General features: G+C 67.4%; 14 protein-coding genes. 6 read left to right on the top strand and 8 right to left on the bottom strand.

Annotation, left to right across the window (positions count from 1 at the left end):
* The first annotated feature begins 73 nt into the window (after nucleotides 1-73).
* The 3 genes from dnaB (at nucleotide 74) to QE393_RS17230 (ending at nucleotide 4,047) form a co-directional block, all read left to right on the top strand.
* A complete protein-coding gene (gene dnaB, locus QE393_RS17240) occupies nucleotides 74-1,468 on the top strand; it encodes a replicative DNA helicase (protein WP_273808171.1) in 1,395 nt (464 codons plus the stop codon).
* Complete coding sequence (locus QE393_RS17235; protein WP_310044823.1) at nucleotides 1,468-2,484, top strand: D-alanine--D-alanine ligase; 1,017 nt, start codon at nucleotides 1,468-1,470, stop codon at nucleotides 2,482-2,484. The genes dnaB and QE393_RS17235 overlap by 1 nt, the downstream gene beginning before the upstream one ends.
* A gap of 81 nt (nucleotides 2,485-2,565) precedes the next feature.
* Nucleotides 2,566-4,047, top strand: coding sequence for a glucosyltransferase domain-containing protein (locus QE393_RS17230; protein WP_187981007.1), 1,482 nt, complete (start codon nucleotides 2,566-2,568; stop codon nucleotides 4,045-4,047).
* 110 nt (nucleotides 4,048-4,157) lie between these two features.
* On the opposite strand, the gene QE393_RS17225 is transcribed toward QE393_RS17230, so the two are convergent.
* Nucleotides 4,158-5,534, bottom strand: a complete 1,377-nt coding sequence (locus QE393_RS17225) for an amino acid permease (RefSeq protein ID WP_187981008.1) — start codon at nucleotides 5,532-5,534, stop codon at nucleotides 4,158-4,160.
* Nucleotides 5,535-5,891: 357 nt separating this feature from the next.
* Here QE393_RS17225 and QE393_RS17220 point away from each other — a divergent pair, with 357 nt between their 5' ends.
* Nucleotides 5,892-8,159: a YgiQ family radical SAM protein gene (locus QE393_RS17220; protein WP_187981009.1), complete on the top strand. Its 2,268-nt coding sequence runs from the start codon at nucleotides 5,892-5,894 to the stop codon at nucleotides 8,157-8,159.
* 158 nt (nucleotides 8,160-8,317) lie between these two features.
* Here the strand turns inward: QE393_RS17220 and QE393_RS17215 are convergent, their stop codons facing one another.
* The 7 genes from QE393_RS17215 to urtA form a co-directional block, all read right to left on the bottom strand.
* Entirely contained in the window at nucleotides 8,318-9,172 is an 855-nt protein-coding gene (locus QE393_RS17215; RefSeq protein ID WP_310044819.1) for a shikimate dehydrogenase, read from the bottom strand.
* Nucleotides 9,173-9,176: 4 nt separating this feature from the next.
* Complete coding sequence (gene aroQ / locus QE393_RS17210; protein ID WP_183633919.1) at nucleotides 9,177-9,620, bottom strand: type II 3-dehydroquinate dehydratase; 444 nt, start codon at nucleotides 9,618-9,620, stop codon at nucleotides 9,177-9,179.
* A 146-nt stretch (nucleotides 9,621-9,766) separates the two neighbouring features.
* Nucleotides 9,767-10,465 (bottom strand): urea ABC transporter ATP-binding subunit UrtE, encoded by a 699-nt coding sequence (gene urtE, locus QE393_RS17205; RefSeq protein ID WP_273808247.1) that lies wholly within the window; start codon nucleotides 10,463-10,465, stop codon nucleotides 9,767-9,769.
* 128 nt (nucleotides 10,466-10,593) lie between these two features.
* The gene (urtD, locus tag QE393_RS17200; protein WP_273808165.1) at nucleotides 10,594-11,439 is read right to left on the bottom strand and encodes an urea ABC transporter ATP-binding protein UrtD; all 846 of its coding nucleotides are present in this window, start codon (nucleotides 11,437-11,439) and stop codon (nucleotides 10,594-10,596) included.
* Nucleotides 11,436-12,515, bottom strand: a complete 1,080-nt coding sequence (gene urtC, locus QE393_RS17195; protein ID WP_273808163.1) for an urea ABC transporter permease subunit UrtC — start codon at nucleotides 12,513-12,515, stop codon at nucleotides 11,436-11,438. The genes urtD and urtC overlap by 4 nt, the downstream gene beginning before the upstream one ends.
* The gene (urtB, locus tag QE393_RS17190; RefSeq protein WP_310044815.1) at nucleotides 12,512-14,080 is read right to left on the bottom strand and encodes an urea ABC transporter permease subunit UrtB; all 1,569 of its coding nucleotides are present in this window, start codon (nucleotides 14,078-14,080) and stop codon (nucleotides 12,512-12,514) included. Before urtB ends, urtC begins: the two co-directional genes overlap by 4 nt.
* Before the next feature lie 377 nt (nucleotides 14,081-14,457).
* Nucleotides 14,458-15,732: an urea ABC transporter substrate-binding protein gene (gene urtA, locus QE393_RS17185; protein WP_310044814.1), complete on the bottom strand. Its 1,275-nt coding sequence runs from the start codon at nucleotides 15,730-15,732 to the stop codon at nucleotides 14,458-14,460.
* A gap of 261 nt (nucleotides 15,733-15,993) precedes the next feature.
* Here urtA and QE393_RS17180 point away from each other — a divergent pair, with 261 nt between their 5' ends.
* Nucleotides 15,994-16,965 carry an NAD(P)-dependent oxidoreductase gene (locus QE393_RS17180; protein WP_310044813.1) on the top strand — a complete coding sequence of 324 codons (972 nt, stop codon included), beginning with the start codon at nucleotides 15,994-15,996 and terminating at the stop codon, nucleotides 16,963-16,965.
* A 2-nt stretch (nucleotides 16,966-16,967) separates the two neighbouring features.
* Complete coding sequence (locus tag QE393_RS17175; protein ID WP_273808158.1) at nucleotides 16,968-18,485, top strand: aldehyde dehydrogenase family protein; 1,518 nt, start codon at nucleotides 16,968-16,970, stop codon at nucleotides 18,483-18,485.
* Nucleotides 18,486-18,487 lie beyond the last annotated feature (2 nt).

The following is an 18,487-nucleotide window of genomic DNA, read 5'->3' as shown; positions in this document are numbered from 1 at the left end:
TGACGTGCCCTTTGTCTTTTCTGCCGTCCGAAAAATCATTTCGCCGCCCGCAATGGGGGCCCAAGACCTGCGCATGAACGAGATTTCCCTGCCCGAGCAGTACGATCTGCAGACCGCTGCCCTCAAGGTCCCGCCGCACTCCATCGAGGCCGAACAGGCCGTGCTGGGTGGTCTGATGCTGGACAACAACGCCTGGGAGCGCGTGCTCGATCAGGTGTCCGATGGCGACTTCTATCGCCACGACCACAGACTCATCTTCCGCGCCGTGGCCCGTCTGGCCGAGCGCAACCAGCCGTTCGACGTGGTGACCCTGTCCGAACAGCTGGACAACGAAGGCCAACTGCCCCAGGTGGGCGGCCTGGCCTATCTGGCCGAGCTGGCCAGGAACACCCCCTCGGTGGCCAATATCAAGGCCTATGCGCAGATCGTGCGCGAACGGGCCACCCTGCGGCAGTTGATCGGCATCAGCGTCGACATCGCCGACAGTGCCTACAACCCGGAAGGCCGCGGGGCCAACGAGCTGCTCGACGAAGCCGAGCGCAAGATCTTCGAGATCGCCGAGGCCCGCCCGAAATCCGGTGGTCCGGTCGGGGTCAACGACATCCTGACCAAGGCCATCGACCGTATCGATACCCTGTTCAATTCCAGCGAAGCCATCACCGGGGTATCCACCGGTTTCGCCGATCTGGACGAGAAGACCAGCGGCCTGCAGCCGGCGGACCTGATCATCGTTGCCGGTCGCCCGTCCATGGGCAAGACCACCTTCGCCATGAACCTGGTAGAGAACGCGGTGCTGCGTACCGACAAGGCGGTCCTGGTGTTTTCCCTGGAGATGCCCGCCGACTCCATCGTGCTGCGGATGCTCTCGTCCCTCGGCCGCATCGACCAGACCAAGGTGCGTTCCGGCAAGCTGGACGACGACGACTGGCCGCGGCTGACCTCGGCGGTCAACCTGCTCAACGACCGCAAGCTGTTCATCGACGATACCGCCGGCATCAGTCCTTCGGAAATGCGCGCCCGTACCCGGCGCCTGGTACGCGAGCACGGCGACCTGGCGCTGATCATGGTGGACTACCTGCAGCTGATGCAGATCGGCGGCAGCAGCGGCGAGAACCGGACCGCTGAGATCTCCGAGATCTCGCGCTCGCTCAAGGGTCTGGCCAAGGAATTCAACTGCCCGGTGGTGGCGCTCTCCCAGCTCAACCGCTCGCTGGAACAGCGGCCGAACAAACGCCCGGTGAACTCCGACCTGCGGGAATCGGGGGCCATCGAGCAGGACGCCGACGTCATCATGTTCGTCTACCGGGACGAGGTGTACCACCCGGAGACCGAATACAAGGGCGTGGCGGAAATCATCATCGGCAAGCAGCGGAATGGTCCGATCGGCACCACGCGGCTGGCCTTCATCGGCAAATACACCCGGTTCGAGAATCTCGCGCCCGGCAGCTACGTTTTCGAGGACGAATGATGGTCAAGGACAAGCTGAAGATCGCGGTCCTGCTCGGCGGCACCAGCGAAGAACGCGACGTGTCCATCGCCAGCGGTGCCCAGGTGGTGGCGGCCCTGCGCCGGCGCGGGCACCAGGTGGTGACCGTGGATACCGCGCTGGGCCTGCTCGACGAGGATGCCGAGCGCGCGCTGCTGGAAGCCCGGGTCGGCCTCGAGCCGCCGGAGCGGACCGCGCTGGTGCGGATGCGCGGCCAGGACGCCGGCGCGCTGCTCAGCCGCGCCCAGCTGGGCGACCAGGATCTGCTGTTCCTCGCCCTGCACGGCGGCACCGGCGAGAACGGCACCCTGCAGACCCTGCTCGACCTGGCCGAACTGCGCTACACCGGCAGTGGCCGGGTGGGCAGCGCCGTGGCCATGGACAAGGACCTCAGCAAACGGCTGTTCCGCGCCGCTGGCGTACCCACCGCCGACTGGCTGATGGCGCCGGCAGATGCCGCGACCGTGACCGCGACCCTGGGTTTTCCGGTGATCGTCAAGCCCAGCCAGCAGGGCTCCACCGTGGGCCTGAGCAAGGTCAGCCGCGCCGAGGACCTGCAACCGGCCATCGAGCTGGCGCTGCGCTATGACCGCGAGGTGATGATCGAGCGCTTCGTCGCCGGGCGCGAGCTGACCGTGGGCGTGCTGGGCGACCAGCCGCTGGCGGTGGGCGAGATCGTGCTCGGCCAGAGCGGGGTGTTCGACTACACCAGCAAATACCAGCCCAAGGGCGCGGTGGAGGTGTTTCCGGCCGAGGTCTCGCCCGAGATCGCCGAGGAAGCGCGCCGCCTGGCCCTGGCCGCGCATCGGGCGCTCAAGCTCGACGGCTACAGCCGTGCCGACTTCCGCCTGGACGCCGAGGGGCGGCTCTGGTGCCTGGAGGTCAACACCCTGCCGGGGATGACCGCCACCAGCCTGCTGCCGCAATCGGCGGCGGCCATGGGCATCGACTTCGACGAACTCTGCGAGCGGATCTGCCAGCTGGCCCTGCAGGACTGACCCCCCACGCAGCCGGCGCCGCTATCGCTTCGGGTGGCGGCGGCTGCGTCTCCCGTCGAAGCCGGATTCGGATCCGCCGCCATGCCCCAGACGCTCACCCCGCTGCAGACCCGGGCGCTGTTCTTTTCCGCGCTGCTGCTGTTCGTGCTGCCCTTCATCCTGGTCGACTTCCCCTATGTCGATGACAACTGGCGCATCCAGCTGGAGAACGGTCCGGAGTGGCGGCAGCAGGGGCGGTTGCTTACCGAGGTCTTCTACCGGCTGCTGACCTTCAGCGGCAGCACCCTCAATCTCTTCCCCCTGCCACTGCTGATCGCCTGCGCCGCAGCCGCCTGGGCCCTGACCGACCTGGCCCGCCACTGTTTCGGCGCGCCGCGGCCGACCCAGTGCCTGGCCCTGCTGCCGCTATGGTTCTCGCCGTTCTGGCTGGGCAACCTGACCTACCAGTACGACGGCCCGACCATGGCCCTGAGCCTGGTGGCGGTGATCTATGCGGTGATCTATCGCAGTCGCCATACCACGCTGGCGCTGCTGGTACCGGCGGCGCTGCTGGCGGCGGCCATCGCCTTCTACCAGGTGGCGTTCAATGTCTTCGTCGGCCTCTGCTGCCTGGAGCTGGTCCGCGCGGTGCAGCGCCGCGAGGCGCCCAAGCAGGCGCTGCGGCTGGTGCTGCGCCAGGGCCTGCAGCTGCTGCTGGGTGGCGTGCTCTATTGCCTGACGGCCTACCAGCTGATGGCGACCACGCGGCACGCCGGCGTGGGCGGCCAGGTGCTACCCGAGCTCTGGCACCGGCTGGGCGAGGTGCTGCACAGCGTCGGCTTGCTGGTCACCCCGGGCAATCTCTGGCTGTGGTGGCTGTTTGGCGGGCTGGCCGCGATCGGTTACGGCCTGGGGGCCCTGACCTATGCCCGCGCCTATGGCCGACGGGCGCTGCTGCCCCTGCTGCTGTACGCTGCGACCTTGCCGGTGCTGGCCTTTTGCGTGGCCGGCATCACCCTGCTGTTCAGCGATTTCATCCTCGAAGCCCGCACCCTGATGGGACTGGCGGTCGTCCTGACCCTGGCGCTGCTGCTGGCCCATGATCTGCTGGAGCGATTCCAGCCACGGCTGACCTGGCTGCTGGTGCTGCCGGTGCTGTGGATGCTGTCGCTGGCCTATGTCTATGGCCAGGTGCTGTCGGCGCAGAAGACCTTCGAGCGCGGTTTCGTCCAGGAGCTGCACCACGACCTCAGCAGTCGTCCGGAGCTGCGGCCGCTCAAGCGCCTGCTCTGGACCGGCGGTCCGCTGGAGGTGGCCTGGCTGCCGCTGGCGCAGAAGACCTTCGAGCAGGTGCCGGTGCTACCCTTCATCCTCGGCCTGTCGCCGGGCAACTTCATGATCGCCGAGCGGCTGCTGGACCTGGGGGTGATCGACGATGCCGACAGCGACAGCTGCAGCCAGCGGGTGGCCGTGCCGGGCGCCGCCACGCGGCTGGTGGACAACCGCTTCTACGACATCTGGGCGCTGGGTGAGGACGGCTGCATCATCATGAAGCCGCAGCGACCCTGGGTGCCGTTCGAGTAGCGGGGTAGGTTGGGCTGAGACGGTTCCCTCGTCGAAGCCCAACGAGCGGTGCCTGATGCAGGTATTGGGCTTCGCTCTGCTCAGCCCAATACCTGCGGGGGCGAAGGCGATCAGTCCCGGCGCAGCTTGTAGCAGAGGAACAGGAAGGCCAGCCAGACCGGGATGGCGTAGACCGAGACGGCGATGCCGGGGATGCGCAGCATCAGCACCAGGATCATGCCGACGAAGGCCAGGCACAGCCAGTTGACGAAGGGCGACCAGAACGCCGGGAAGTGCGAGGTGCGCCCGGCCTGGCGCTGGGCAGCGCGGAATTTCAGGTGGGTCAGGCTGATCAGCGCCCAGGCGATCACCAGCGAGGCCACCACCAGCGACATCAGCAGCTCCAGGGCATTCTGCGGCAGCAGGTAGTTGACCACCACGCAGAGCAGGGTCACCGCCGAGGACACGGCGATGCCCAGCAGGGGCACGCCCTGGCGATTGGTGCGCAGCAGGGCGCGCGGGGCATCGCCCTGTTCGGCCAGGCCGTAGAGCATGCGGCTGGTGCAGTAGACGCCGCTGTTGTAGACCGACAGCGCCGCGGTCAGCACCACGAAGTTGAGCAGATGGGCGGCGGTGTCGCTGCCGAGCAGGGCGAAGGTCTGCACGAAGGGACTGCCGGCGTAGTCGTCGCCGCCGGCGCCGATGCTGCGCACCAGTTCGTCCCAGGGATGCAGCGACAGCAGGATGGTCAGGGCGCCGACATAGAAGATCAGGATGCGCCAGACCACCTGGTTGATGGCCTTGGGGATCACGGTGCGCGGCTGGTCGGCTTCGGCGGCGGTGATGCCTACCAGCTCCAGGCCGCCAAAGGAAAACATGATGATCGCCAGCACCGCGAACAGGCCGCTCCAGCCGTTGGGCAGGAAGCCGCCATGGTTCCAGAGATTGCTCACCGAGGCCTCGGGGCCACCGCTGCCGCTGACCAGCAGCCAGAGCCCGAAGGCCATCATGCCGAGGATGGCCACCACCTTGATCAGCGCGAACCAGAACTCGGTCTCGCCAAAGGCCTTCACGTTGAACAGGTTGATGGCGTTGACCAGCACGAAGAACACCAGGGCGCTGGCCCAGGTCGGCACCTCGGGCCACCAGTACTGCACGTACTTGCCCACCGCAGTGAGCTCCGACATGCCCACCAGCACATAGAGCACCCAGTAGTTCCAGCCGGAGAGAAAGCCCGGGAAACGGCCCCAGTAGCGACTGGCGAAGTGGCTGAAGGAGCCGGCCACGGGCTCCTCGACGATCATCTCGCCGAGCTGGCGCATGATCAGGAAAGCGATGAAGCCGGCGATGGCATAGCCGAGGATCATCGCCGGACCCGCCGACTTGAGCACCCCGGCCGAGCCGAGGAACAGACCGGTACCGATGGCTCCGCCGAGGGCGATCAGCTGGATATGACGATTCTTCAGGCCGCGCTGCAACTGGCCGGCGGCGGGTTGGGGCTGGGACATGGACGGGGGTGTCTCGGTGGGGAGGGGAGCGGGCGGCTATGGTAGCACTCCTGTCGCCAGGGGCCTGGTCCGGGGGCGTTGCCCTCACCCCGGCCTCTCCCGGAGGGAGAGGGGGAAGAGCGTAGCGGGGCAGGGGTCTCCGGTGAGTCTCCCTGCCGGCCCTCTTCCCCTGGAGAGCGGAACGAACAGGTGCCTGAGGTGCTTTTGCCCCCTCTCCCCCGGGGAGAGGGTTGGGGGGAGGGCGAGTCCAGAGCCACCGTCGATAGCCAAAGGCAATCGATGTCCGGGGGCTGAACTGGTCATTTTTTGTGCTATTCTTCGCGCCCTCCTGAAAACACCCCTATCCCGGAAGCTGCCATGCAAGCCGCCACGCCGCTGTTCGACTATCCGAAATACTGGGCCGAGTGCTTTGGTCCTGCACCCTTCCTGCCCATGAGTCGGGCGGAGATGGAGCAACTCGGCTGGGACAGCTGCGACATCATCATCGTCACCGGGGACGCCTACGTCGATCACCCGTCCTTTGGCATGGCCATCATTGGCCGGTTGCTGGAGGCCCAGGGCTTCCGCGTGGGCATCATCGCCCAGCCGGACTGGCATTCGAAGGACGACTTCATGAAGCTCGGCGAGCCGAATCTGTTCTTCGGTGTGGCCGCGGGCAACATGGACTCGATGATCAACCGCTACACCGCGGACAAGAAGGTCCGTTCCGACGATGCCTATACCCCGGGCAACGTCGCCGGCAAGCGTCCGGATCGCGCCAGCCTGGTCTACAGCCAGCGCTGCAAGGAAGCCTACAGCCACGTGCCGATCGTGCTCGGTGGCATCGAGGCCTCGCTGCGCCGGATCGCCCACTACGACTACTGGCAGGACAAGGTCCGGCGCTCGATCCTGATGGACGCGACCGCCGACATCCTGCTCTATGGCAACGCCGAGCGGGCGGTGGTCGAGATCGCCCAGCGGCTGTCGCGTGGCGAGCGCGTCGAGGCCATCACCGATGTGCGCGGTACCGCCTTCATCCGGCGTGATACGCCCGCGGGCTGGTTCGAGGTCGACTCGACCCGCATCGATCGACCCGGCCGCGTCGACAAGATCATCAATCCCTACGTGAATACGCAGGACACCGAGGCCTGCGCCATCGAGCAGGCGAAGGGTGAGGTCGAGGACCCCAACGAAGCCAAGGTGGTGCAGCTGCTGGAAAGCCCGCGCATGACCCGCGACAAGACGGTGATCCGCCTGCCGTCCTTCGAGAAGGTGCGCAACGACCCGGTGCTCTATGCCCACGCCAACCGCGTGCTGCACCTGGAAACCAATCCGGGCAACGCCCGCGCGCTGGTGCAGCGGCATGGCGAGGTGGACGTCTGGTTCACGCCGCCGCCCATCCCCATGACCACCGAGGAAATGGACTATGTGTTCGGCATGCCCTATGCGCGCGTGCCGCACCCGGCCTATGGCAAAGAAAAGATCCCGGCCTACGAGATGATCCGTTTCTCGGTCAACATCATGCGCGGCTGCTTTGGTGGCTGCACCTTCTGCTCCATCACCGAGCACGAAGGCCGGATCATCCAGAATCGCTCCCACGACTCGATCATTCGCGAGATCGAGGAGATGCGCGACAAGGTGCCGGGCTTCACCGGCGTGGTCTCGGACCTTGGCGGGCCGACCGCCAACATGTACCGCATCGCCTGCAAGGACCCGGAGATCGAGCGCCACTGCCGCAAGCCGTCGTGCGTGTTCCCCGGTATCTGCGAGAACCTCAATACCGATCACTCCTCGCTGATCGAGCTGTACCGCAAGGCGCGGGCGCTACCGGGGGTGAAGAAGATCCTGATCGCCTCGGGGCTGAGATACGACCTGGCCGTGGAGTCGCCCGAATACGTCAAGGAACTGGTCACCCACCATGTCGGCGGCTACCTGAAGATCGCGCCCGAGCACACCGAGCGCGGTCCGCTGGACAAGATGATGAAGCCCGGCATCGGCAGCTATGACCGCTTCAAGCAGATGTTCGAGAAGTACACCAAGGAGGCGGGCAAGGAGCAGTACCTGATCCCCTACTTCATCGCGGCGCACCCGGGCACCACCGACGAGGACATGATGAACCTCGCACTGTGGCTCAAGCGCAACGGCTTCCGCGCGGATCAGGTGCAGGCCTTCTATCCCTCGCCGATGGCCACCGCCACGGCCATGTACCATTCGGGCAAGAATCCGCTGCGCAAGGTCACCTACAAGAGCGACGGCGTGACCATCGTCAAGAGCGACCAGCAGCGCCGCCTGCACAAGGCCTTCCTGCGCTACCACGATCCCAGGGGCTGGCCGATGCTGCGCGAGGCGCTCAAGGAGATGGGGCGCGCCGACCTGATCGGGCCGGGCAAGCACCAGTTGATCCCGGCCACCCAGCCGGTGGGCGACGCCGGCTACCAGAGCGCGCGGCGCAAGAACTCCACCCCGGTGGGTAGCAAGAAGGCCGGCACTGGCGGTGGGCGCATCCTTACCCAGCACACCGGCTTGCCGCCCCGTGCCAGCGATGGCAGCAAGGCCTGGGACAAGGGCCAGGAAGGCCAGGCCGCCGGCTACGCCAAGGGCGGTCCGCGCAAGAAATCGCGGCGCCAGCCGAACATGCCGCGCTGAGGCGAGGGCAGGAGAAAAGGGGAGGCCTCGGCCTCCCCTTTTTTATGGGCGATAGGTCAGGCGGGGGGTGTTGGGCTTCGACGGTGAAGCTGTCTCAGCCCAACCTACGAGTACCTTCTGTAGGTTGGGTTGCGCGCAGCGAAGCCCAGCGCCGAGGACTACCCGCGCAATTCGGCGAAGTGGGCCTGCATGCGGTCGGCGTCGGCGCGGCGGCCGCTGAAGAGTTCGAAGGCCTTGACCGCCTGGAACACGGCCATGGTGCCGCCGTCCAGGGTGCGGCAGCCGAGGGCGCGGGCCTGGCGCAGCAGTTCGGTTTCCAGCGGGAAGTAGATGATCTCGGCGACCCAGAGGCCGGGGTGCAGCAGTTCGGCCGGCAGAGGCATGCCGGGCAGCTTGGCCATGCCCACCGGCGAGGTGTTGACCAGGCCATCGGCGGCGGCCACGGCGGCAGCGCGATCAGTGCCGACCGCCGCGCGCCCGGGACCGAAGTGGCGGGTCAGGTTGTCCACCAGCGCCTGGGCGCGCTCGGCCTCGACGTCGAAGATGAACAGCTGGTCGACGCCCTCGGCGAGCAGGGCGTGGGCCACGGCGCTGCCGGCGCCGCCGGCGCCCAGTTGCACCACCAGGCGCTTGGCCACGTCCGGCAGGCCGCGGCGAAAGCCTTCGGCGAAGCCCAGGCAATCGGTGTTGTGACCCATGGTACGGCCGTCGGCCAGCACCACGGTATTCACCGCGCCGATGCCGCGCGCCTCGGGCGAGAGATCGTCAAGCAGCGGGATGATCGCCTGCTTGCAGGGAAAGGTGATGTTGAGACCGGTGAAGCCGGTGCGCTGGGCGGCCTGCAGCAGCTCGGGCAGGGCATCGGCGCCGAGGCCGAGGGCATCCAGGTCGATCAGCCGATAGAGGTATCTGAGGCCCTGGGCGTCGCCTTCGCGTTCGTGCATGGCGGGCGTCAGCGAGGCCTGGATGCCGGTGCCGATGAGGCCGGCGAGGACGGATTTGGGTGTGGTCATGGAGTCAGTTTCCCTGGTGGGCGATGAGGGCGGCGATGGCGGCGCGATATCCCTGGCTGCCGAGGCCGCAGATGACGCCGACGGCGATGCCCGAGACATAGGAATGATGACGGAAGGCTTCGCGACGATGCACATTGGACAGGTGCACCTCGTAGACCGGCAGCTCGCTGGCCACCAGGGCGTCGCGCAAGGCCACCGAGGTGTGGGTCCAGGCGGCGGGATTGATCACCACCCCGGCATAGGCGCCGCGGGCCGCGTGAATCCAGTCGAGCAGTTCGCCTTCGTGGTTGGTCTGGCGGAAGTCCACCTCGTAACCCTCGGCGGCGGCGGTCTCGGTACACAGCCGGGCGACGTCGGCCAGGGTCTCGTGGCCGTAGGTGGCGGGCTCGCGGGTGCCGAGCAGATTGAGGTTGGGTCCGTTGAGGACCAGGATGCGGCGGGAGGACATGACAGCCTTCTCTCTTGTTGTCTTGCCGGGCAGGCGCTGCCCGGCACTGGAGAGAAAATGTACCAGCCGGTTAATTCCGTCAATCGAGTCGGTCGGGCGGGTGGCAGGGCAGGCTGCGGAAGCGTTCGATTATCGACCTTGGCCTGCTAGATCGCCACCAGTCCCCGCACTCCTTCGGCCTCCATGTTGGCACCGCGACCGCGCTGGACGATCTCGCCACGGGACATCACCAGGTAGCCATCGGCCAGTTCGCTGGCGAAGTCGTAGAACTGCTCCACCAGCAGGATGGCCATGTCGCCGCGCTTGGCGAGGTGGGCGATGACGGTGCCGATCTCCTTGATCACCGAGGGCTGGATGCCCTCGGTGGGTTCGTCGAGGATCAGCAGGCGCGGGCGGCTGGCCAGGGCGCGGCCGATGGCCAGTTGCTGCTGCTGGCCCCCGGAGAGGTCGCCACCGCGACGCTGGCGCATCTGCCGGAGCACGGGGAAGAGTTCGTAGATGGATTCGGGCACTTCGCGGGCTTCCCGGGCGGGAAAGCGCGACAGGCCCATGAGCAGGTTTTCCTCGACGGTGAGGCGCGGAAAGATCTCGCGGCCCTGGGGCACGTAGGCGATGCCGGACTGCACCCGCTGATGCGGCTTGCGGGCGGTGATGTCCTGGCCTTCCCAGGTGACGCTGCCGCGCTTGGCCGGGATCAGGCCCATGAGGCAGCGCAGCAGGGTGGTCTTGCCGACGCCGTTGCGGCCGAGCAGGCTGGTGACCTCGCCGATGGGGGCCTCGAAGGACAGGCCACGCAGGATGTGGCTGCCGCCATAGTACTGATGGAGTTCGTTGACCTGGAGCATGGGGACCTCGGTGGGGCGCGATGTTTGGGGCATCGCGGCCATGGGCCGCTCCTACGGCGATATCCGCGCCTGTAGGAGCGGTCGCGGCGGCGAACCGCATGGCCGCGATTCATATTCAAACCAGGGCGCTAGCGCCCCAGATACACCTCGATCACCTGGTCGTTGGCCTGGACCTGGTCCAGCGAGCCTTCGGCGAGGACGTGACCCTGGTGCAGCACGGTGACGTGGTCGGCGATGCTGCCGACGAAGCCCATGTCGTGCTCCACCACCATCAGCGAGTGCCGGGGCACCAGCGACTTGAACAGCTCGGCGGTGAATTCGGTCTCGGCGTCGGTCATGCCGGCTACGGGTTCGTCGAGCAGCAGCAGTTGCGGCTCCTGCACCAGCAGCATGCCGATCTCGAGGAATTGCTTCTGGCCGTGGGAGAGCAGCCCGGCGGTGCGCCCGCGCGACTCCTGCAGGCGGATGGTGCCGAGCACCTCTTCCAGGCGGTCGCGCTGCTCGCCGGAAAGCCGTGCGCGCAGACTGGCCCAGACCGACTTGTCGGTCCGCTGCGCCAGCTCCAGGTTCTCCCAGACGGTCAGCGCCTCGAACACCGTGGGCTTCTGGAATTTGCGGCCGATGCCGGCCTGGGCGATCTCCACCGGTTGCAGGCGGGTGAGGTCCAGGGTCTCGCCGAACCAGGCGCTGCCGCGGTCGGGGCGGGTCTTGCCGGTGATGACGTCCATCATGGTGGTCTTGCCGGCGCCGTTGGGGCCGATGATGCAGCGCAATTCGCCGACGCCGATGTAGAGGTTGAGGTCGCGCAGGGCCTTGAAGCCATCGAAGCTGACCTCGATGCCTTCCAGGCTGAGGATGGTGCCGTGGCGGGTGTCCAGGCCCGTGCCGGCGCGATGGCCGAGGCCGCTGGCCTCGGCGCCGATGCCGGGATCGAGCACTTCCGCGGCGGTGGGAGGTATGGGGGCGGCTTTCATGCGTCGCGCTCCTTCTTGATGAGGCCGATCACGCCACGCGGCAGATAGAGGGTGACGACGATGAACAGGGCGCCGAGAAAGAACAGCCAGTATTCGGGAAAGGCCACGGTGAACCAGCTCTTGGCGCCGTTGACGATGCCGGCGCCGAGCACCGGGCCGATCAGGCTGCCGCGTCCGCCGAGGGCGACCCAGATGGCCGCCTCGATGGAGTTGGTCGGGGCCATCTCGCTGGGGTTGATGATGCCCACCTGGGGCACATAGAGGGCGCCGGCCAGGCCGCAGAGCACCGCCGAGAGCACCCAGACGAACAGCTTGAAGCCGCGCGGATCGTAGCCGCAGAAGGTCACCCGGTTCTCGGCGTCGCGGATCGCCGTGAGGATGCGGCCGAACTTGCTCTGCGCCAGGCGCCAGCCCAGCCAGAGACTGGCCACCAGCAGGACCACGGTGAGCAGGAAGAGCACCGCGCGGGTGCCCTGGGCGGCCACCGGAAAGCCCAGCAGGGTGGTGAAACCGGTGAAGCCGTTGTTGCCGCCGAAGCCGGTCTCGTTGCGAAAGAACAGCAGCATGCCGGCAAAGGTCAGCGCCTGGGTCATGATCGAGAAGTAGACGCCCTTGATCTTCGAGCGGAAGGCGAAGAAGCCGAATGCCAGCGCCAGCAGACCGGGGGCCAGCACCGCCAGGCACAGGGCCCAGAGGAAATGGTCGGTGCCGGCCCAGAACCAGGGATAGCGGGTCCAGGAGAGAAAGCTCATGAACGGCGGCAGACCGTCACCGGCGGCCTGGCGCATCAGGTACATGCCCATGGCGTAGCCGCCGAGGGCGAAGAACAGCCCGTGGCCGAGGGAGAGCATCCCGGCATAGCCCCAGACCAGGTCCAGGGCCAGGGCGACGATGGCGTAGCAGAGGATCTTGCCCACCAGGGTCAGGGTGTAGGCCGAGACCTGGAAGGCATTGTCGGCCGGCAGCAGGGACAGCAGCGGCAGGGCGATCAGCACGGCAAGGGCCAGGCCGAGCACGGCCAGGCTCAGGCGCGGGCCGGCCTTCTGCACAGCGGTAAGCGCGAGTGGCTGGTTCAATCGATGACCCTCCCCTTGAGGGCGAACAGGCCCTGGGGCCGCTTCTGGATGAACAGGATGATCAGGCCGAGGATCAGGATCTTGCCCAGCACGGCGCCGATCTGGGGTTCGAGGATCTTGTTGACGATGCCCAGGCCGAAGGCCGCCAGCACGCTGCCGGCCAATTGGCCGACGCCACCGAGCACCACCACCAGGAAGGAGTCGATGATGTAGCTCTGGCCGAGGTCCGGGCCGACGTTGCCGATCTGCGACAGGGCCACGCCACCGAGGCCGGCGATGCCGGAGCCGAGGCCGAAGGCGAGCATGTCGATGCGCCCGGTGGGGACGCCGCAGCAGGCGGCCATGTTGCGATTCTGGGTCACGGCGCGCACGTTGAGGCCCAGCCGGGTCTTGTTCAGCAGGGCCCAGGTCAGGACCAGCACGAAGACCACGAAGCCGAGGATGATCACCCGGTTCCACGGCAGGAGCAGGTTGGGCAGCACCTGGATGCCGCCGGACAGCCAGGCCGGGTTGGCCACCTCGACGTTCTGGGCGCCGAACAGCACCCGCACCGCCTGGATCAGCATCAGACTGATGCCCCAGGTGGCCAGCAGGGTTTCCAGCGGTCGGCCATAAAGATGGCGGATCACGGTGCGCTCCAGCGCCATGCCGATGGCGGCGGTCACCGCGAAGGCGATCGGCAGTGCCAGCAGCGGATACCAGGCCAGCCACTCGGGGGCCAGGCGCTGCAGGGTCAGCTGCACCATATAGGTGCTGTAGGCACCGAGCATCAGCATCTCGCCATGGGCCATGTTGATGACGCCGAGCAGGCCATAGGTGATGGCCAGGCCCAGGGCGGCGAGCAGCAGGATGGAGCCCAGCGACAGGCCGGTGAAGGCCTGGCCGAGCAGATCGCCCAGCAGCAGCTTGCGGTCCACCTGGGCCAGGCCGGTAGCGGCGGCCTTGCGGACGTCTTCGTTGGCTTCCACCGCGGGATCGAGCAGGGCCTGCAGGCGGGTCTTGGCCTGGGGCTCGCCGGATTCGCCGAGCAGCCGCACCGCGGCCAGGCGCACGGCGGGATCGGGATCGGTCAGCTGCAGGTTGGCCAGGGCGGCGGCGAGGGCGCCTTGCACTTCCTTGTCGGCTTCGCTCTGCAGGCGTTTTTCCAGGAAGGCACGCTGCTCGGGCTTGGCCTCCTGGCGCAGGGCCTGGGCGGCGGCCAGGCGCACGCCGGCATCCGTGGACAGCAGCCCGCCGCTGGCCTGGGCAGCGCCGATGAGGATGCGCAGGCGGTTGTTCAGGCGGATCTGCTTGGGCGTGCCGGTAGGCGCCGTGGCATTACCTTCGGCAGCGCTGTAGCTATCGCCGGTCTTGTAGAAGGGGCGCTTGTCTTCGTCGACATAGAAGCGACCGTCCTGCAGCGCCTGGAGCACCGGGAGTTGGGCGGGATCAGGCGCGGCGGCCCAGTCCTGCAGCAGTTTGGCCTGGTCGTTGGCGCTGGCGGCGGCCAGCTCGGCGGCGGGACCGGCCTGGGCGGTGCCCACGAGCAGCAACAGCAGGGGCAGAAGAAAAAGGCGTAGGGACATGCTCGGCCTCGTCGATGGGTAAAGGCTCCTGCGCGACGTCTCCCGGGGGAGGGCGGACGTGGCCTCGTTTCTGGTGCCGGGCACCGGGCCGTGTGGCCGGGTGCGCTGGCGGGCCCTGACCCCGGCCCTTTCCCGGGGGGAGAGGGGGAGGAGCGGAGCGGTGGTGTCGCGGGTGTTTGCTGTCTTGGCAGGAAGCGCTTTGGTCCTCACCCCCGGCCCTTTTCCAAAGGGATAGGGGGAAGAGCCGTTGGCTTCGGCGTGCCTTTTGCCCTCACCCCAACCCTCTCCCGAGGGGAGAGGGGGTAAGAGTGGGGTGCCACCTTTCAGCTGCGCGCCCCTCTCCCCTTGGAAGAGGGGCCTAGCATGAGGGCTAGCCGTTACTTGCCGCTCTTCACCGGTTCGTCGGACTTCTTGTCGTTGCCGGGGATGTAGGGACTCCAGGGCTGGGCGCGGACCGGGCCCTCGGTCTGCCAGACGACGTTGAACTGACCGTCGTCCTGGACCTCGCCGATCATCACCGGCTTGTGCAGGTGATGGTTCTTCTCGTCCATCTTCACGGTATAGCCGTCCGGCGCGGCGAAGGTCTGGCCGGCCATGGCCTTGCGGACCTTGTCGACGTCGGTGCTGCCGGCCTTTTCCACCGCCTGAGCCCACATGTGGATGCCGATGTAGGTGGCTTCCATGGGGTCGTTGGTCACGGCGGTCTGGTAGTTGGGCAGGTTCTTGGCCTTGGCGTAGGCCTTCCAGGCCTCGACGAACTTCTTGTTCACCGGGTTATCCAGCGACTCGAAGTAGTTCCAGGCGGCCAGCTGGCCCACCAGCGGCTTGGTGTCGATGCCGCGCAGTTCTTCCTCGCCCACCGAGAAGGCCACCACCGGCACGTCGGTGGCCTTCAGGCCCTGGTTGCCCAGTTCCTTGTAGAAGGGCACGTTGGAGTCGCCGTTGATGGTGGAGACCACCGCGGTCTTGCCGCCGGCGGAGAACTTCTTGATGTTGGCGACGATGGTCTGGTAATCGCTGTGGCCGAAGGGGGTGTAGACCTCTTCGATGTCCTTGTCCTGCACGCCCTTGCTGTGCAGGAAGGATCTGAGAATCTTGTTGGTGGTGCGTGGATAGACGTAGTCGGTGCCCAGCAGGTAGAAGCGCTTGGCGCCGCCACCTTCTTCACTCATCAGGTATTCCACCGCCGGGATGGCCTGCTGGTTCGGCGCCGCGCCGGTGTAGAAGACGTTGGGCGACATCTCTTCGCCTTCGTACTGCACCGGGTAGAACAGCAGACCGTTGAGTTCTTCATAGACCGGCAGGACCGATTTGCGCGAGACCGAGGTCCAGCAGCCGAAGGTGACCGCGACCTTGTCCTGGGTCACCAGCTGGCGCGCCTTCTCGGCGAACAGCGGCCAGTTGGAGGCCGGGTCCACCACCACGGGTTCCAGCTTCTTGCCCAGCACCCCGCCCTTGGCGTTGATCTCGTCGATGGTCATCAGCGCCATGTCCTTGAGCGAGGTCTCGGAGATGGCCATGGTGCCGGACAGCGAATGCAGGATGCCGACCTTGATGGTGTCCGCGGCGTGGGCGGCACTCCAGGGAAACAGGCCGCTCATGAGCAGGGCGGACGCGGCAAGGGTGGTCTTCAGTAGTGGGCGGCGCTTCATGCGAAAGGCTCCTAGGCGGACGTGCGCTGTTGTTGGGCTGGACTGCTGGCCAGTCAGGGCGCCTTTTCAGGAACTGTGCCAGGCGTCGGCAAGGCGCATGGGGACTGGCGCCTTGCCGCCAGCCGCGGCATCGCGACCGGTTGCCCTGCACCAGCCTGGGGCCGAGCAGTGCCCTCGAATCGCGCCTTTGCACGATGCTGGTGCCCTCGTCTGACGTTGCCTTTTGCGCAACACGAAAGTCCGAATGCCGTATTGGTGGTGATGCCTGGGGCCTCCCATACTCGATCGCAAGGGGCCGGCCACCGGGTCGGTCACCGCCAATTCGAAGCAGAGGAACAAGGCATGGGCAGGCAGGTCGGGGTCATCGGACTCGGCAACATGGGCGGCAACATGGCGATCACCCTGGCGCGCAAGGGCGTTGCCGTCACCGGGCTGGACCCCTCCAGCGCCGCCTGCGAGCGGGTCGCCGCCCAGGGCGTGGCCATCGCCGGCGACCTGGCGGCCCTGGCCGCCAGCAGCGACGTCATCGTGCTGTCGCTGCCCAAGGCCGAGCACGTCGAGGCCGTGTGCCTGGGCGAGTCGGGCCTGGTCAGCCGCGTGCGGCCGGGCACCGTGGTGGTCGACACCACCACCTCCACCCCCGAGACCAGTCGCCGGGTGGCGGCGGCCTTCGCCGAGGTCGGCGCCGATTTCCTCGATGCCCCGGTCTCCGGCGGTCCCGCCGGTGCCGCGGCCGGCACCATGACCATGGTCATCGGCGGCAGCGAGTCGGCCCTGGCCAAGGCGCTGCCGGCGCTGGAAGCCATGAGTGCGACCCGGGTGCACATCGGCGCCGTGGGCGCCGGCAACATCACCAAGATCGCCAACAACCTGCTCGCCGCGGCGCACCTGATCACCACCGCCGAGGCGGTGACCCTGGCCGCCCGTGCCGGCGTCGCCCCGGAAAAATTGCTCGAAGGCATCAACGCCGGTTCCGGGCGCAGCGCTGCCAGCCAGGGCATGTTCCCTACCTGGGTGCTGAACAAGGCCTATGACTCCGGCTTCACCATGGGCCTGATGCGCAAGGACGTGGGCCTGGCCCAGGCGCTCATCGCCGAACTCGGCCTCGACCTGCCGCTGGCCGCGGCCACGGCCCAGGCCTGGAAGGCCAGCGCCGAGACCCTGGCCGATGGCGAGGATTTCTGCGCCATCGCGCGACGCACCAGCGAAGACCTGTTCGGCAAGGGGGAATGATCATGATGAATGCCAAGACACTGGAATTGCTCAAGCCCTTCTGGGGCGACCGCCAGCAGGTCGCAAGCTACGTGGACGGCGCCTTCGTCGAGGGCAGCGGCGAGCGGATCACCGTGCGCAACGCCCATGACGACAGCCCGGCCTACAGCTACCCCGATGCCGACCTGGCCGTGGTCGAGCGCGCCGATGCCGCCGCCCGCCGGGCGCGCGAGGAATGGCGCGCCCTGACCGCCCAGGCGCGTGGGCGCATCATCTACCGCGTCGGCGCCCTGATCCGCGAGGAGGCCGAGGCCCTGGCGCAGCTGGAATCCCTGACCGCCAACAAGCCGATCCGCGATGCCCGCGTCGAGGTGCTCAAGGTCGCCGAGATGTTCGAGTACTACGCCGGCTGGGCCGACAAGCTGCATGGCGAAGTCATCCCGGTGCCCACTAGCCACCTCAACTACGTGACCTACGAACCCCTGGGCACGGTGCTGCAGATCACCCCCTGGAATGCGCCGATCTTTACCGGCGGCTGGCAGATCGCCCCGGCCATCACCGCCGGCAACGCGGTGATCCTCAAGCCTTCCGAGCTGACTCCGGTGACCTCGTTGCTGCTCGGCGTGCTGGTGGAACGCGCCGGTGCGCCCAAGGGCCTGGTCAACGTGCTCGCCGGCCAGGGCCATACCGTCGGCCAGCAGGCGATCGCCCACGCCGACATCCGCAAGGTGGTCTTTGTCGGCTCGCCGGCCACCGGCCGGCACATCGCCGCCGCCGCGGCGCAGCGCTGCATCCCGGTGGTGCTGGAGCTGGGTGGCAAGTCGGCCAACATCGTCTTCGCAGACGCCGACCTGGACCTCGCCGTGCGCGGCGCCCAGGCGGCGATCTTTTCCGGCGCCGGCCAGAGTTGCGTCTCGGGTTCGCGGCTGCTGGTGCAGGAATCCATCTACGAGCGCTTCATCCAGGCGGTGGCCCGCGCCGCCAGCCAGTTCAGGGTGGGCGATCCGAGTGATCCCGAGACCCAGATCGGTCCGATCCACAACGCCAAGCAATTCGCCCATGTACGCAACATGGTGGAAGGCGCCCTGGGTGAAGGCGCGCGGCATGTCGCCAATGGCGTCGAGCCGCTGCCCGCCGGGACCGGCTACTACGTCAATCCCACGGTGCTGGCCGGCCACAACGGCCTGAGTTGCGCCCAGGAAGAGATCTTCGGGCCGGTGGTGGTGGCTATCCCGTTCAAGGACGAGGCCGATGCCATCCGCATCGCCAACGACAGCCGCTTCGGCCTGGCCGGGGCGGTCTGGACCCGCGACGTCGGTCGCGCCCACCGGGTGGCTCGCGGCGTGCGCGCCGGCACCTTCTGGGTCAACGGCTACAAGACCATCCACGTCAGCTCGCCCTTCGGTGGCTATGGCGAGAGCGGCTACGGTCGCTCCTCCGGCCTCGACGCCCTGCGCGAATACAGCGAGGTGAAGAGCGTCTGGGTGGAAACCGCCGCCGTCCCTGCCGTCGGTTTCGGCTACGGCGCCAGCCTGGAGTAACA

Source organism: Pseudomonas sp. SORGH_AS_0211, from assembly GCF_031453455.1.
Taxonomy (GTDB): Bacteria; Pseudomonadota; Gammaproteobacteria; order Pseudomonadales; family Pseudomonadaceae; genus Chryseomonas; species Chryseomonas aestiva.
This window is presented reverse-complemented; position numbering and strand designations above follow the sequence as displayed.

Bases quoted from the DNA above. Each gene is read 5' to 3' on its own strand.
- urtE (WP_273808247.1), bottom strand. From the start codon at position 10,465: ATGCTCCAGGTCAACGAACTCCATCAGTACTATGGCGGCAGCCACATC.
- QE393_RS17220 (WP_187981009.1), top strand. From the start codon at position 5,892: ATGCAAGCCGCCACGCCGCTGTTCGACTATCCGAAATACTGGGCCGAG.
- QE393_RS17180 (WP_310044813.1), top strand. From the start codon at position 15,994: ATGCCTGGGGCCTCCCATACTCGATCGCAAGGGGCCGGCCACCGGGTC.
- QE393_RS17215 (WP_310044819.1), bottom strand. From the start codon at position 9,172: ATGACCACACCCAAATCCGTCCTCGCCGGCCTCATCGGCACCGGCATC.
- QE393_RS17175 (WP_273808158.1), top strand. From the start codon at position 16,968: ATGATGAATGCCAAGACACTGGAATTGCTCAAGCCCTTCTGGGGCGAC.
- QE393_RS17230 (WP_187981007.1), top strand. From the start codon at position 2,566: ATGCCCCAGACGCTCACCCCGCTGCAGACCCGGGCGCTGTTCTTTTCC.
- urtD (WP_273808165.1), bottom strand. From the start codon at position 11,439: ATGAAAGCCGCCCCCATACCTCCCACCGCCGCGGAAGTGCTCGATCCC.
- QE393_RS17225 (WP_187981008.1), bottom strand. From the start codon at position 5,534: ATGTCCCAGCCCCAACCCGCCGCCGGCCAGTTGCAGCGCGGCCTGAAG.
- QE393_RS17235 (WP_310044823.1), top strand. From the start codon at position 1,468: ATGGTCAAGGACAAGCTGAAGATCGCGGTCCTGCTCGGCGGCACCAGC.
- urtB (WP_310044815.1), bottom strand. From the start codon at position 14,080: ATGTCCCTACGCCTTTTTCTTCTGCCCCTGCTGTTGCTGCTCGTGGGC.
- aroQ (WP_183633919.1), bottom strand. From the start codon at position 9,620: ATGTCCTCCCGCCGCATCCTGGTCCTCAACGGACCCAACCTCAATCTG.
- dnaB (WP_273808171.1), top strand. From the start codon at position 74: ATGAACGAGATTTCCCTGCCCGAGCAGTACGATCTGCAGACCGCTGCC.
- urtA (WP_310044814.1), bottom strand. From the start codon at position 15,732: ATGAAGCGCCGCCCACTACTGAAGACCACCCTTGCCGCGTCCGCCCTG.